At 74.4% G+C, this 14,646-nt stretch carries 10 protein-coding genes; 6 read left to right on the top strand and 4 right to left on the bottom strand.

Going from position 1 to position 14,646, the window contains the following annotated elements:
• Window positions 1–456: 456 nt before the first annotated feature.
• Window positions 457–1,272, bottom strand: a complete 816-nt coding sequence (locus GPJ59_RS09625; RefSeq protein WP_219666057.1) for a TetR family transcriptional regulator — start codon at window positions 1,270–1,272, stop codon at window positions 457–459.
• A 172-nt stretch (window positions 1,273–1,444) separates the two neighbouring features.
• Entirely contained in the window at window positions 1,445–3,241 is a 1,797-nt protein-coding gene (locus GPJ59_RS09620) for a 3-hydroxyacyl-CoA dehydrogenase family protein (RefSeq protein ID WP_219666056.1), read from the bottom strand.
• 428 nt (window positions 3,242–3,669) lie between these two features.
• Between GPJ59_RS09620 and GPJ59_RS09615 the strand changes: the two genes are divergently transcribed.
• Complete coding sequence (locus tag GPJ59_RS09615) at window positions 3,670–4,230, top strand: adenylosuccinate lyase (protein WP_219666055.1); 561 nt, start codon at window positions 3,670–3,672, stop codon at window positions 4,228–4,230.
• A 155-nt stretch (window positions 4,231–4,385) separates the two neighbouring features.
• On the opposite strand, the gene GPJ59_RS09610 is transcribed toward GPJ59_RS09615, so the two are convergent.
• Entirely contained in the window at window positions 4,386–5,948 is a 1,563-nt protein-coding gene (locus tag GPJ59_RS09610; protein ID WP_219666054.1) for an alpha/beta hydrolase, read from the bottom strand.
• Window positions 5,949–6,143: 195 nt separating this feature from the next.
• Window positions 6,144–7,196 (bottom strand): Rv2578c family radical SAM protein, encoded by a 1,053-nt coding sequence (locus GPJ59_RS09605; protein WP_219666053.1) that lies wholly within the window; start codon window positions 7,194–7,196, stop codon window positions 6,144–6,146.
• A 174-nt stretch (window positions 7,197–7,370) separates the two neighbouring features.
• Here GPJ59_RS09605 and GPJ59_RS09600 point away from each other — a divergent pair, with 174 nt between their 5' ends.
• The 5 genes from GPJ59_RS09600 to GPJ59_RS09575 form a co-directional block, all read left to right on the top strand.
• Window positions 7,371–7,814 (top strand): SRPBCC family protein, encoded by a 444-nt coding sequence (locus GPJ59_RS09600; protein ID WP_219666052.1) that lies wholly within the window; start codon window positions 7,371–7,373, stop codon window positions 7,812–7,814.
• Window positions 7,815–7,992: 178 nt separating this feature from the next.
• Entirely contained in the window at window positions 7,993–8,829 is an 837-nt protein-coding gene (locus tag GPJ59_RS09595; RefSeq protein WP_219666051.1) for a M55 family metallopeptidase, read from the top strand.
• 1 nt (window position 8,830) lies between these two features.
• Window positions 8,831–10,225, top strand: coding sequence for a M20/M25/M40 family metallo-hydrolase (locus GPJ59_RS09590; protein WP_219666071.1), 1,395 nt, complete (start codon window positions 8,831–8,833; stop codon window positions 10,223–10,225).
• Window positions 10,225–12,372: a prolyl oligopeptidase family serine peptidase gene (locus GPJ59_RS09580; protein ID WP_258024129.1), complete on the top strand. Its 2,148-nt coding sequence runs from the start codon at window positions 10,225–10,227 to the stop codon at window positions 12,370–12,372. The genes GPJ59_RS09590 and GPJ59_RS09580 overlap by 1 nt, the downstream gene beginning before the upstream one ends.
• Before the next feature lie 462 nt (window positions 12,373–12,834).
• Window positions 12,835–14,646, top strand: a 1,812-nt coding sequence (locus tag GPJ59_RS09575) for a DUF5107 domain-containing protein (RefSeq protein ID WP_258024128.1), incomplete at its 3' end; no start/stop codon positions are given.

The raw sequence follows: 14,646 nt of genomic DNA, 5'->3' as shown, positions 1-14,646 counted from the left end.
CTGGGGGTAGCGCGTACGAGGGATGCGCGCCGGGGATCGCTTGAGGGTGTGGGTGAGCCGTCGGTTCGGCGGTGCGGTGGTGCTCGGCGGCGCCTGTGGTGCGGCGCGGAGGGTGCCTGTGACGCAGGCGTCCGGGGCGCGTTCCTGCCCTGTGCTGGGCGTGGACCGCGGGGACATCCGGACGACCTCAACGTATGGCACCCCGTGTCACTCGGCAAGGCACTGCGTGCCAAAAATTTCTCTCATTTGCCGATTGACCTGCGCAGATGAGCGATGATCGATCAGAGTTACCGGCGAGTAGGGGCAACCTGGACAAACGACAGCGGCCGCACCCGGGATCGGGTGCGGCCGCTGTGACCGCTGTTACAGAAGTCGCGCGAGGGGCCGGAGCAGCCCTCCTCGCTACGTGATCTTCAGAGCCTCACGTTGTTCATGAGCCTCACGTGTTCATGAGCCTCACTTGTTCTTCAGTGCTTCCTCGATGGTCCGCATGACCTCGTCGAGCGGGGCGTCGGTGTGCGCCACCGCCACGAGCACCTCCCCCTCGGTCCGCGCCCGGGCCGCCGGGGCCTGCCCCGCGCCCAGCGTCCGCCCGGCCCCGATCCCCGTCCCGAAGGTCTTGCGCACGATCGCGAAGGCGTGGTCCAGCTCCGCCTCCACGTCCCCCTTGCCGCCCGCCCGCAGCCAGCGCCGCAGCACGTGGTTGTGGGCCGTGACCACGGCCGAGGCGGCCACCTCGGCCAGCAGCGGGTCGTCGTTGCCGTCGTGGTGGTCCTGCTCGTCGAAGTGGGCCAGCAGGTAGCGGGTGAACAGCCGCTCGTAGCGGGCCACCGAGGCGATCTCCCGCTCCCGCAGCGCCGGCACCTCGCGGGTCAGCCGGTAGCGCTCCACCGACACCGCCGGAGAGGCCGCGTACATCTTCATGACCTCCTTGATCCCGCGGCACACGGTGTCGAGCGGGTGCTCGTGCGCAGGGGCCGCGTCCAGCACGGCCTCGGCCCGGATCAAGGTGTCGTCGTGGTCGGGGAAGATCGCCTCTTCCTTGGAGCGGAAGTGGCGGAAGAAGGTCCGGCGGGCCACCCCGGCCATCGCGGCGATCTCGTCGACCGTTGTCGCCTCGTACCCCTTGGTCGCGAACAGCTCCATCGCGGCCGAGGCGAGCTCCCGGCGCATCTTCAGACGCTGGGCGGCCGCCCGGGAGCCGGCGGCGCTCTCCGGGGCGTCGGAGGACGCCGTGGCGGCGCGGGTCGAGGTCTTGGCGGGCTGGGACATAGTGCGAACGTACTGCATGCGCGCCGGGGTGCGCGCCCGAGGGCCCGCAGGGCCCGAAGGGTGGGACGGATGCGGGGGAGGGCCCGCACTGGGCTCGGGAGGGTATGTCCGCCGTGAGGGTCCGGCAGACCCGAGCAGCCCTCCCCACGCATCCGGCTCGTGGGCCCGCGGCTTACCGCCGGGCGTACTCACGGAATCCGCGACCGCTCTTGCGGCCCAGGCAGCCCGCCGCCACCAGGTGCTCCAGCAGCGGGGAGGGGGCCAGGCCCGGGTCGCGGAACTCCTTGTGCAGGACCTTCTCGATGGCCAGCGAGACGTCCAGGCCGACCACGTCGAGCAGCTCGAAGGGCCCCATCGGGTAGCCGCCGCCCAGCTTCATCGCCGTGTCGATGTCGTCCAGCGAGGCGTAGTGGCCCTCGACCATCTTGATCGCGTTGTTCAGGTACGGGAACAGCAGCGCGTTCACGATGAAGCCGGCCCGGTCGCCGCAGTCCACCGGGTGCTTGCGGATGCGGGTGCACACCTCGCGGACCGTGGCGTGGACGTCGTCGGCGGTCAGGACCGTGCGGACCACCTCGACCAGCTTCATCGCCGGCGCCGGGTTGAAGAAGTGCATCCCGATCACGTCCTGCGGACGCGAGGTCGCCCGGGCGCAGGCCACGACCGGCAGCGAGCTCGTCGTGGTGGCCAGCACCGCGCCCGGCTTGCAGACCTTGTCCAGCGTCTGGAACAGCTCCTGCTTGACCGCCAGGTCCTCGGCCACCGCCTCCACGGCCAGGTCGACCTCGGCGAAGGCGTCCAGCGAGCCGGCCGGGGTGATCCGGGCCAGGGTCTGCTCGGCGGCCTCCTCGGCCAGCCGGCCCTTGGCCACGGCCCGGCCCAGGGACTTGCCGATCGCCGCCTTGGCGGCCTCGGCCTTCTCCTGGCTGCGGGCGGCGAGCACCACGTCGAAGCCCGCCTGCGCGAAGACCTGCGCGATGCCGCCGGCCATCGTGCCCGAGCCGGCCACGCCGACCGAGGACACCGGCCGGCCCTCGCCGACCAGGGCGCCGCCGGCGCCGGTCAGGGCGTCGGACACCACCACGGCGCTGCCGGGCGCCTCGTACGTGTAGAAACCGCGCCCCGCCTTGCGCCCGGTCAGGCCGGCCTCGGCGAGGTGGCCCAGGATCGGGGCCGGGGCGTGCAGCCGGTCGCCGGAGGCGGCGTACATGGCCTCCAGGACGGTGCGGGCGGTGTCCACGCCGATCAGGTCGAGCAGCGCCAGCGGGCCCATGGGCAGGCCGCAGCCGAGCTTCATCGCCGCGTCGATGTCCTCGCGGGAGGCGTAGCGCGACTCGTACATGGCGGCGGCCTGGTTCAGGTAGCCGAAGAGCAGCCCGTCGGCGACGAAGCCCGGGCGGTCGCCGACCGCGACCGGCTCCTTGCCCAGGTCCTTCGCCAGGGCCGTGACCGCCTCGACGGCGGTCGGCGCGGTCAGCACCGAGGAGACGACCTCGACCAGCTTCATGGCCGGCGCCGGGTTGAAGAAGTGCAGGCCCAGCACCCGCTCCGGGTGCCGCGACTCGGCGGCCAGGCGGGTCACGGACAGGGCGTTGGTGCCCGTCGCCAGGACGGTGTCCGGCCGGACGATCGCGTCGAGGGCGGCGAAGACCTGGCTCTTGAGCGCGTAGTCCTCCGGCACGACCTCGATCACCAGGTCGGCGTGGACGGCGGCCTGCAGGTCGGTGAAGGTGCGGAAGCGGGAGAGCACGTCCGCGCGCTCCTGCTCGGTGAGGCGCTCCTTGGCGACGGCGCGGGCGGTGGCGGCCTCCAGGGCGGCGACGGCGGTCCGGGCGGCGGACTCGCTGATGTCGATGCCGATGACCTCGCGGCCGGCGCGGGTGAGGACCTCGGCGATGCCGGTGCCCATCGTGCCGAGGCCGACGACGGCAATGGTCTGGAGGGTGGGCTGGGTGGACTGACGGTCCATCGCGGGACTCCGGTGGAATGAGGGTGACGACTACGAGAGGGCGGCGCGGCGGAACGGCGCGCGCGAGGGCCGGGTACGGCGAACGGGATGCACAGGTCCGTGCGTCTGCACACGGCGGGGCGTACGGGCGCGACGGAAAACACGTGGCGTCGCGTACGAAGGCGCAGCGGCGGGGCGTGCCCGCTGCGGGATAACGGCGAAACGGCGAAACGGCGTGAAACGGGCTTTCGAACCCGCGTCGAACAGACGTCGCGCAGGTGTCGAATGCGGCGGGCCCTGTCCCGGGGCGCACGCCGTGCAGCTGTGCCGAACCGATGAACTCAAGTGCGGCTGCGTCACCAGGCCGCGCTTGCATCCCGAGATTAACCGGTCGGTAACTCCTTGGCCAGAGCACGGGAGATGTGAGTTGCGCCGCTATCGTGTGGCGCGTGGATGTCCTTTCGCGGCTGCGGGCCGAGGCGGCGGGTTCACCCGGGTACGAGGCCCAGTACGAGGCCCTGCTCACCGCCGGACCGGACGGCCTCGCGGCGGCCCTGTCGGCCGCCGGCCGGCCGCTGTGGGCGCGGGAGCTGGCCGCCTACCGGCTGGGCCTGGCCGCGGACCCCCGCGCCTTCGAACCGCTCGTGCTCCTGCTGAACCACCGCGACCCGCCCCGCTGTGCGGCCGCCGCCGAGGCGCTGGCCGCGCTGGGCGACCCGCGTACCGCCAGGGCGGCCGCCGCCCTGGCCACCAACGAACTGCGCGTGGCCTACGCCCTGGAGCCGGTCCGGCTGCTGGTGGCGCTGCGCGCGCCGGAGTCCGTGCCGGCCCTGGTCACCACCCTGTCCCGGCGGCTCTCCCCGCACGACCCGTACTGGCGGGTGGCCCTGGCGTGCGTCGAGGGCCTGGGCGCCCTGGGCGACGCCCGGGCCCGGGAGGTCCTCACCCGGGCCCAGGCCCACCCGCGCCTGGCGGTGGCGGCGACCCGGGCGCTGAAGGCGCTGACGTAGACGGAGCCGGTACGGAGCCGGTCCGCCAGGGGCCGGCGCCTTCAGCCGGGCGCCGGCCGTCCAGAAGGGTCAGCCGCCCAGAGAGGGGTCGGCCGTCCAGAGGGGTCGGCCGGCCAGAAGGGTCAGCTGCCAGAGGGGTCAGCCGCCCAGAGGGGTCAGCGACGGAAGCCGAGCAGGCCGTGCAGGGCCGCGCCGCCCGCCGTGGAGGGCACCACCCGGGTCGCGGTCGTCGGCTTCGGCTCCGCCATCGCCGCACAGGTCGCGTCCGCCGCCGTACCGGACGTCAGGTACGCCGCCACCTTCTCGTCCAGGCACTTGTTGCCGCTCAGCGAGATCCCGTGGTTGCCGCCGCCCTGCTCGACCACCAGCGCCGACCCCGCCAGCCGCGCCTTCATGCTCAGCGCGCCCTCGTACGGCGTGGCCGCGTCCTCCGTCGCCTGCAGGAGCAGGGCCGGCGGCAGCGCCACGTTGGTGACGTCCGGCGCCTGGAGGGCCTCGGTCGGCCAGAACGCGCACGGCGCGTTGTACCAGGCGTTGTTCCAGGTCATGAACGGCGCCTTGGCGTGCGTGCGCCACATGTCCGTGCGCCACACGTTCCAGTCCTTCGGCCAGGCCGAGTCCCGGCACTGCACCGCGCTGTACGCCGTGTAGCTGTTGCCGGCCGAGGGCTCCACCGCCCCGAACCGCTCGTACGCCGCCACCAGCGGCTTGGGGTCGCCCTTCACCTCGTACGCCGCGAACGCGTCCGCCAGGTGCGGCCAGTAGCCGTTGTAGTAGCCGCCCGGCATGTAGGTGTCCTCCAGCTCCGACGGGCCCACCTTGCCGCCCGCCGGGGTCTGCCGCAGCGCGTCGCGCATCGCGTACCAGCGCGACTCGACCTGCGCGGGGTCGTCGCCCAGCCGGTAGGTCTCGTCGTGCCGGGCCACCCAGGCCATGAACGCCTTGTGGCGCGCGTCGAAGGCCAGGTCCTGCGCCAGGTTGTCCTCGTACCAGACCCCGGCCGGGTCCACGACCGAGTCCAGGACCAGCCGGTGCACCCGGTCCGGGTGCAGCTTGGCGTACACCGCGCCGAGGTAGGTGCCGTACGAGTAGCCGAAGTAGCTGACCTTCGGTGCGCCGAGGGCCTGGCGCAGCAGCTCGATGTCCCGGGCGGCGCTGACGGTGCCCACGTGCGGCAGGACGTCGGCGTGCTTGCTCGCGCACGCCTGTGCGAAGCCGCGCACCCGGTCCAGGTTGGCCTGCTCGTCGGCCGGGGTGAGGGGTACGGAGTCCGGCCGGACGGGCGTGAAGTGGCCGTTGCCGCAGTCCAGGGCCGGCTCGCTCCTGCCGACGCCGCGCGGGTCGAAGCCGATCACGTCGTACTGCGCGGCCACCGCCTTGGGCAGGGCGGAGGCGATGTAGCCGGCCAGGGCGCGCCCGCTGCCGCCGGGTCCGCCGGGGTTGACCAGCAGGGGCCCCTGGGACGTGGCGCCGGTGTGCGGGACCCGGGTCAGGGCGAGGGTGACCTTCCTGCCGTCCGGCCGGTCGTGGTCGAGGGGGACCGCGAGGGAGGCGCACTGGAGCGTGGGGTAGCGCGGGGTCGCACACTTCGTCCAGCGCAGCGCGGCGGCAGCCCGGCCGCCGTCCGGGCCCGCGGCCGCGGCGGTGGTCGTGACCGGGCCCGCGAGGGCGGTGGCGACGGTGGCGATCGAGAGCAGGACAGCGGCGCGTTTCTTCACGAGGGCCTCCCAGCCGATGGTTCTGGCCGGAATCGTCCCGGAAGTCACGGCGGAAGGCGTCGATTGTGCCGCCTTTTGGCCCGATGTGATGATGTTTCAGCGGCCGGTCAGCGGCCGGTCAGCGGCCGGTCGGCGGCCGGTCGGCGGTCGGTCAGCGGCCGCTCGGCGGCCCGGTCGGCGTTCGGTCGGCCGCGGTCACAGCAGCGTCAGCTGCGTGGGCCCGGCCGCCGCCGGCCCGTGCGGCTCTGCGGCGTGGTCCGCCGCCGCCCCGGGCGGAGTGGTCCGCCGGGCTGCCCCGCGCCGGGCCGGGCCGATCCCGTACGCGTCGGCCAGCTCGTGCACCTGGCGGGTGATCTGCCGCTGGTACCAGGTCGGGGCGTAGGAGCCGCCGGCGTACATCCGCTCGTACCGCTCCACGAGCGCCGGGTGGTGCGCGGCCAGCCACGCCATGAACCATTCGCGCGCCCCCGGCCGCAGGTGCAGCACCAGCGGGGTCACCGAGGTGGCACCCGACTTCGCGACGGCCTTCACGGTGGCGCGCAGCTGCTCGGGGGAGTCGCCGAGGAAGGGGATCACGGGGGCCATCAGCACCCCGCAGTCGATGCCCTGGCCGGTGAGGGTGCGTACGACGTCCAGCCGGCGCGCGGGCGACGGGGTGCCGGGCTCCACGGTGCGCCACAGCTCCTGGTCGGTGAAGCCGACGGAGACCGAGATGCCGACGTCGGTGACCTCGGCCGCCTGCCGCAGCAGGTCCAGGTCGCGCAGGATCAGCGTGCCCTTGGTCAGGATCGAGAAGGGGTTGGCGTGGTCGCGCAGGGCCTCGATGATCCCGGGCATGAGGCGGTAGCGGCCCTCGGCACGCTGGTAGCAGTCCACGTTGGTGCCCATCGCGATGTGCGCGCCGGTCCAGCGCGGCCCGGCCAGCTCGCGGCGCAGCAGCTCCGGCGCGTTGGTCTTGACGACGATCTGGGTGTCGAAGCCGAGGCCGGTGTCCAGGTCGAGGTAGCTGTGCGTCTTGCGGGCGAAGCAGTACACGCAGGCGTGCGAGCAGCCGCGGTAGGGGTTCACGGTCCATTCGAACGGCATCCGCGAGGCCCCCGGCACCCGGTTGACGATCGACCGGGCGCGCACCTCGTGGAAGGTGATGCTGCGGAACTCCGGTGTGTCGAAGGTACGCGTGACCACGGCGTCGGCCCCGAACAGCGCGGCCGGCCCCGAGGAGCCGGCGGTCAGGTTGTCCCAGCGCATGGCGCCTCCCTCGGTAGTTCCCGGCCCGAGAATAGAACAAACGTTCCCATGATCGTGCGGCCAGGGGAACGCGCTGGTCAGCACCGCGGAGCGAGGGGAGCGGATTTGGGCGGCCGACCCGCCAGGTGGTTGGCTTGCCGCGACGAGCGTTTCACGACTGCTGGAGGAACAGGTATGGCGCAGGTCGAGGCCACCACGGAGCGGATCATCGCGGCCGACGCGGAGACGGTGTTCGACGCGCTGGCGGACTACACGGGTACCCGGGGCAAGCTGCTCCCCGAGCACTTCAGCGAGTACGAGGTGCGCGAGGGCGGCGACGGCGAGGGCAGCCTGGTCCACTGGAAGCTCCAGGCCACCAGCAAGCGCGTGCGCGACTGCCTGCTGGAGGTCACCGAGCCCAGCGACGGTCGCCTCGTGGAGAAGGACCGCAACTCCTCCATGGTCACCACCTGGACCGTCACCCCGGCCGGCGAGGGCAGGTCCAAGGCCGTCGTGACCACCGTCTGGAACGGCGCCGGCGGCATCGCCGGCTTCTTCGAGCGGACCTTCGCCCCCAAGGGCCTCGTCCGCATCTACGACGCCATCCTGGACAACCTGGCCCGGGAAGTCGGGGCCTGACAGCGGCTGTTGACCGCCGCCCGACGGTGGGGCCGCCGCCGCGGCCTCACCGGATCGGGTGGAATTCCCGGGCGCGCTGCGACACCGCCCGCCTGAGGGGCGCACCGGCGCGCGCACCCGTCCCGGAGGGCGTGCAGCGGCTAGGGTGGTAGGCCTGCGACCGACCCACGGGGGCCCGATGAAGATCCTCATCTCCGCCGACATGGAAGGCGCCACCGGAGTCACCTGGCCGGCCGACGTGCTGCCGGGGACTGCCCAGTGGGAACGCTGCCGCGCCCTGTTCACCTCCGACGTCAACGCCGCCGCCCTCGGCTTCTTCGACGGCGGGGCCGACGAGGTCCTCGTCAACGAGGCCCACTGGACCATGCGCAACCTGCTGCTGGAGCAGCTCGACGAGCGCATCCAGATGATCACCGGGCGGCACAAGAGCCTGTCGATGCTCGAAGGCGTCCAGCACGGCGACGTCGACGGCATCGCCTTCGTCGGCTACCACACCGGCGCCGGCGCCGAGGGCGTCCTCGCGCACACCTACCTCGCCAACTCCATCACCGGGGTCTGGCTGGACGGCGTACCCGCGAGCGAGGGCCACCTGAACGCCCACGTCGTCGCCGAGTACGGCGTACCCGTCGTCCTGGTCACCGGGGACGACCTCACCTGCCTCGACGCCGCGGGCTACGCGCCCGGCGCCCGGACCGTCGCCGTCAAGGACCACGTGTCCCGCTACGCCGCCCGTTGCCGCACCCCCGCACGCACCGCCGCCGACATCCGCTCCGCCGCCAAGGAGGCCGCGGGCCTCGCACAGCGCCACGAGCCCGTCCGCGGCGGGCCGTTCACCGTCGAGATCGAGTTCGACGCGGAGCACCTGGCGGCCGCGGCCACCGTCGTCCCGGGCGTACGGCGGGCGGCCGGCGCGCGCCGGGTCGCGTACAGCAGCGGGACGATGTACGAGGGGATCCGGACGTTCAAGGCGGTCACGACGATCGTCTCGTCGGCCGTGGAGGAGCAGTATGGCTGACATGACACCCCCCGTGGACGCGGCCGGTGCGGCCGACCAGGCCGGCGCGGCCGAGGCGTTCGACCCCGTCGACGCGGTCGCGCTCGACGAGGTCGTCGCGTTCACCTCCGAGTTGATCCGCATCGACACCACCAACCGCGGCGGCGGCGACTGCCGCGAGCGGCCGGCCGCCGAGTACGCCGCCGAGCGCCTGGCCGCGGCCGGCCTCGAACCCGTCCTGCTGGAGCGCACCCCGGGCCGCACCAACGTCGTGGCCCGCATCGCCGGCAGAGACCCGGCGGCCCCCGCCCTCCTGGTCCACGGCCATCTCGACGTGGTCCCGGCCGAGCCGGCCGAGTGGAGCGTCGCACCCTTCTCGGGCGAGGTCCGCGACGGAGTGGTCTGGGGCCGCGGGGCCGTGGACATGAAGAACATGGACGCGATGGTCCTGGCCGTCGTACGGGCGTGGGCGCGGGCCGCCCGGGCCGGCCACGACTGCCGCCCCCGGCGGGACATCGTGATCGCCTTCACCGCCGACGAGGAGGACAGCGCCGTCGACGGCTCCGGCTTCCTCGCCGACCGCCACCCGCACCTCTTCGACGGCTGCACCGAAGGCCTCAGCGAATCCGGCGCCTTCACCCTGCACACCGGGCCCGGCCGGGCCGTCTACCCGATCGCCGCCGGCGAGCGCGGGACCGCCTGGCTCAAGCTCACCGCCCACGGCACCACCGGGCACGGCTCCAAGCCGAACCCCGCCAACGCCGTCACCCGGCTCGCCGCCGCCGTCGCCCGGATCGGCGAGTACGAGTGGCCGGTCCGGCTCACCGACACCGTCGCCGCCTCGATCACCGAACTCGCGGCCCTGCAGGGGCTGTCCGTCGACCCGCGCTCGCGCACCTTCGACCTGGACACCGTACTCGGCAAGCTGGGCCCGGCCGCCGCCCTGGTCGAGGCGACCGTCCGCAACAGCGCCAACCCGACCATGCTCGACGCCGGGTACAAGCTCAACGTCATTCCCGGCCGGGCCACCGCCCACGTGGACGGGCGGGTCCTGCCCGGCGGCGAGGACGAGTTCGCCGCGACCCTCGACGAGCTGACCGGCCCGCACGTCGACTGGGAGTTCCACCACCGCGAGGTCGCCCTCGAAGCCCCCGTGGACGGCGCCACGTACGCCGCCCTGCGGGCAGCCGTCGAGCGCTTCGACCCGGCCGCGCAGGTGGTGCCGTTCTGCATGGCCGGCGGCACCGACGCCAAGCAGTTCTCCCGGCTCGGCATCACCGGCTACGGCTTCTCCCCGCTGAAGCTGCCGCCCGGCTTCGACTACTGGTCGCTCTTCCACGGCGTGGACGAGCGGGTGCCGGTCGAGGCCCTGCACTTCGGGGTACGCGTCCTCGACCACGCCCTGCGGACCCTGTGATGGTGCCCACCGGGCCGTACGGCACCTGGCCCTCGCCCATCGACGCGGCACTGGCCGCCTCCCTCGACGGGCGGCCCGAGTACGTGGGCACGGTGGGCGCCGAGGTGTGGTGGACCGAGCCCCGGCCCGCCGAGGGCGGCCGGCGCACGCTGGTGCGCCGCCGGGCGGAGGGCGGGCCGCCGGAGTCGGTACTGCCGGCGCCCTGGAACGTGCGCAGCCGGGTCACCGAGTACGGCGGCCGCCCCTGGGCCGGCGTCGAACGGTCGGGCGGGCAGGGCCCGTTGGTGGTCTTCGTGCACGGCGCCGACCAGCGGCTGTACGCCTACGAGCCGGACGCGGCCGACGGCCCCGGAGCGCCGGACGCGCCGGGCGCACCTGCTGCGGGTGCGGCGGGCGCATCTGCTGCGGGCGCATCTGCTGAGGGTGCAGTGGCCGCCCCGTCCGGCCCCGTCCCGTCCGGCGCGGGCCGGCCGCGGCCGCTGACCCCCGTCTCCCGCACCGGCGGCGGCCTGCGCTGGGTCGACCCGGTCGTGCACGGCACCGAGGTGTGGTGCGTGCTGGAGGAGTTCACCGGGCCCGCACCGACCGACGTACGGCGCGTGCTGGCCGCCGTACCGCTGGACGGGTCGGCCGCCGACGACCGCGACGCCGTACGCGAACTGACCGACGACCGGCACCGGTTCACCACCGGGCCGCGGCTCTCGCCCGACGGCAAGCACGCGGCATGGCTGGTGTGGGACCACCCGCGGATGCCCTGGGACGGCACCGAGCTCAAGGTGGCCGACGTGTCCCCCGACGGCCGGTTCGAGGAGGTCCGTACCGTGCTCGGCGGGCCCGAGGAGTCCGTCGCCCAGACCGAATGGGCGGCCGACGGCACCCTGCTCGCGGTCAGCGACCGCAGCGGCTGGTGGAACCCGTACCGGGTGGACCCCGAGGGCGTCGCCGCGCCGGTCAACCTGTGCCCGCGGGAGGAGGAGTTCGGCGGCCCGCTGTGGAAGACCGGACTGGGCTGGCTCGCCCCGCTGCCCGGCGTCCCGGCCGGCGGCGCGGGGGTGGGGTCGGGCCCGGTGGCCGTGCTGCACGGCCTGGGCGCCTCCGTGCTGGGGATACTGGACCCGGACACCGGCGATCTGGTCGACGTGTCCGGCCCCTGGACGGCCTGGCAGCCCACGCTCGCCGCACACGGATCGCGCGTCTACGGGGTGGCGGCCAGCCCGCGCAGCGGGTACGAGGTGGTCGAGCTGGACACCGCCACCGGGCGGGCCCGGGTGGTCGGGGCGCCGTGGAGCGGACGCGCGGGAGACCGCGTCGACCCCGCGTACTACCCGGAACCGCAGAGCCGCACCTTCCTCGGCCCGGACGACCGCGAGATCCACGCCCACGTCTACCCGCCGCACCACCCCGCCCGCCGGGCACCCGCCGAGGAGCTGCCCCCGTACGTGGTGTGGGCGCACGGCGGCCCCACCGACCACGTGCCGCCCGTACTCGACCTGGACATCGCGTACTTCACCTCGCGCGGCATCGGCGTGGTGGAGGTCAACTACGGCGGCTCGACCGGCTACGGCCGGGCCTACCGGGAGCGGCTGCGCGAACAGTGGGGCGTGGTGGACGTCGAGGACTGCGCGGCGGTGGCCCGCGCGCTGGCCGCCGAGGGCACCGCGGACCCCGCCCGGCTCGCCATCCGAGGCGGCAGCGCCGGCGGCTGGACCGCGGCGGCCTCGCTCGCGGCCACGGACCTCTACGCCTGCGGCACGATCATCTACCCGGTGCTGGACCTGCAGGGCTTCGCGGCCGAGACCCACGACCTGGAGTCCCGCTACGCCGAGGCCCTGGCCGGCCCGCCCGAGGCCCTCCCGGTGCGCTGCCGCGAACGCTCCCCGCTGTCGCGGGCCCACGGCGTGACCGCGCCCTTCGTCCTGCTCCAGGGGCTCGACGACGCGGTCTGCCCGCCGGCCCAGGCGGAGCGCTTCCTGGCGGCCCTGCGCGGCCGCTCGGTGCCGCACGCGTACGTCGCCTTCGAGGGGGAGGGCCACGGGTTCCGCCGGGCGGAGACGATGGTGCGTGCGCTGGAGGCGGAACTTGGCCTGTACGTCGAGGTGTTCGGCCTCGACCGGCCCGACGTGCCAAGGCTGCGGCTGCAGGCCTGAGCGCGGCGGTCGGGGCACCGTGTCCCCGGGGTTGCACCCCGGACCCTCCCCGGACTCCGCCCGGGGTCCCCAGCCCCTGTTCGGGGGGCGGCGCCCGCCGTGGCGGTCTTTCCGGTCCGTTGTGGCTGTTCGCGCAGTTCCTCGCGCCCCTGAGGGGGCGTGGTGTTGCCGTGCCGGCTCGTGTTCGGGGTCGCCAGCCCATGTTTGGGGGTGGCCGCTCGCCGTGGCGGTCCTGCCGGTTCGTTGTGGCTGTTCGCGCAGTTCCCCGCGCCCCTGACGGGGCGTGGCCCGGTTCGTGGTCGGGCTCGCCGTGGTGGTCCTGACGGTCCGTTGTGGTCGTTCGCGCCCACGCGGGTGAGCCGCACATCGAGACAGACCCGCGCCCCTGACGGGGCGTGGCCCGGGGCAGAACTCCCCGTCGGCCCCCTGTTCTCCGGTCGCGGTGGCGTGTTCCATTTGTGCATGGCCACCACCGTCCGCCGTGCCGTCGTCACGCTGCCCGCCGCCCCGCTGGGGCCCGAGAACCCGCTGCCCGCCCTGCTCCCGCCCGTCGAGGTCCACGTCCTCGACGAGCGCGTGCGCGCCGGACTGCCGCGCGACATGGCCCGGCAGATCGGCCACGAGCCGCTGCGCTCGCTGCTGCCCGTCCGGCTGCTGGACGGGTACGGGCGCGAACGGGCCTTGGCGGACCTGGACGCCGTGGTCCTGGAGAACGCGCACCTGCGGGTCACCGTGCTGCCGGGGCTGGGCGGCCGGGTGCACTCGATGGTGCACGTGCCCACCGGCCGCGAACTGCTCTACCGCAACCCGGTGTTCCAGCCCGCCGCGTTCGCCCTGAACGGCGCCTGGTTCTCCGGCGGCATCGAGTGGAACATCGGCGCCACCGGCCACACCACCCTCGCGTGCGCACCCCTGCACGCCGCGCTCGTACCCGCACCGGACGGCGGGACCATGGTCCGGCTGTGGGAGTGGGAGCGGCTGCGGGACCTGCCCTTCCAGGTGGACCTCTGGCTCCCCGAGGACTCCGCGTACCTGTACGTCGGCGTCCGCGTCCGCAACCCGCACGAGCGGCCGGCGCCCGTGTACTGGTGGTCCAACACCGCCGTGCCCGAGGACGCCGGCAGCCGCGTGCTCGCCCCCGCCGACGAGACCTGGCACTTCGGCTACGAGCGGGCGCTGCGGCGCGTCCCGCTGCCCGGGGCCGGGCCCGGGGCTGAGGACGGCACGTACCCGCTGCGCAGCACGTACCCGGCCGACTTCTTCCACGAGGTGCCGGACGGCGCCCGGCGGTGGATCGCGGCGCTCGACGCGGAAGGGCGGGGGCTGGTGCAGACGTCCACGGATCTGCTGCGCGGGCGCAAGCTCTTCGTGTGGGGCAGCGGGCGCGGCGGCCGCCGCTGGCAGGAATGGCTGACCGAGCCGGGCACGCCCGGCTACGCGGAGATCCAGGCGGGGCTCGCCCGCACCCAGCTGGAGCACGTACCGCTGGAGGCGGGGGCGGAGTTCAGCTGGCTGGAGGCGTACGGGCCGCTGGCCGCGGACCCGGGCCAGGTGCACGGCGGGGACTGGGCGGCGGCCCGGACCGCGGCCGAGCGGGCGCTGGAGGAGGCCCTGCCGCGGGAGCTGGTGGAGGCCGCGTACGCCGCGTGGCGGCCCTACGCCGATGCCGAACCGGGCGAGCGGCTGGCGGACGGCTCCGGCTGGGGCGCGCTGGAGGTGCTGTGCGCCGGCCACAAGCTGCCCGGCACCCCCTTCCCGGAGTCGACCCTGGGGGAGGCCCAGGCCCCCTGGCTGGAGCTGTGGCGCACCGGCGTGCTCCCCGCGCCCCGCCGGGTGGTCCCGCCCGGTCCGAGCCTGGTGGCCCCGCACTGGCGGGACATGCTGGAGACCGCCCCGGCCGACCCGCTGACGGAGTACCACCTGGGCGTGGCCCAGTGGCACGCCGGCGACATCGCGCAGGCCGTGCGCAGCTGGGAGCGGGGCCTGCCGCTGGCCCCGTCGCGCTGGCCGCTGCTGCGGTGCCTGGCCGTGGCGGACGAGCGGGCCGGGGACCCGGGCCGGGCCGTGGACCGGTACGCGCAGGCCTTCGAGGACCTCGCGCAGGAGAGCCGCGGCGGCGAGGCGTGGACCCATGGTTGTGCGCGTCTGGTGCGGGGCGGCGGCCGGTGGCGCGCCCCCGCCGATGGCGTCGAGTTCGATCGGGTGGCCGTTCTCCGCGTCGCGCTGCATCGAGGACTTCATCGTCTCGGGCGCCCGGTCGAAGAAGGAGAGCAC

The sequence above is a fragment of the Streptomyces bambusae genome (genome assembly GCF_019400985.1).
Classification (GTDB): domain Bacteria; phylum Actinomycetota; class Actinomycetes; order Streptomycetales; family Streptomycetaceae; genus Streptomyces; species Streptomyces bambusae_A.
The sequence above is the reverse complement of the archived record's forward strand: the minus strand, read 5'-3'. Positions and strand labels throughout refer to the sequence as shown.

What these genes read in the sequence shown, in the direction of transcription:
- GPJ59_RS09625 (WP_219666057.1), bottom strand. Translation starts at nt 1,272, where the DNA reads ATGTCCCAGCCCGCCAAGACCTCGACCCGCGCCGCCACGGCGTCCTCC.
- GPJ59_RS09620 (WP_219666056.1), bottom strand. Translation starts at nt 3,241, where the DNA reads ATGGACCGTCAGTCCACCCAGCCCACCCTCCAGACCATTGCCGTCGTC.
- GPJ59_RS09605 (WP_219666053.1), bottom strand. Translation starts at nt 7,196, where the DNA reads ATGCGCTGGGACAACCTGACCGCCGGCTCCTCGGGGCCGGCCGCGCTG.
- GPJ59_RS09600 (WP_219666052.1), top strand. Translation starts at nt 7,371, where the DNA reads ATGGCGCAGGTCGAGGCCACCACGGAGCGGATCATCGCGGCCGACGCG.
- GPJ59_RS09595 (WP_219666051.1), top strand. Translation starts at nt 7,993, where the DNA reads ATGAAGATCCTCATCTCCGCCGACATGGAAGGCGCCACCGGAGTCACC.
- GPJ59_RS09590 (WP_219666071.1), top strand. Translation starts at nt 8,831, where the DNA reads ATGACACCCCCCGTGGACGCGGCCGGTGCGGCCGACCAGGCCGGCGCG.
- GPJ59_RS09580 (WP_258024129.1), top strand. Translation starts at nt 10,225, where the DNA reads ATGGTGCCCACCGGGCCGTACGGCACCTGGCCCTCGCCCATCGACGCG.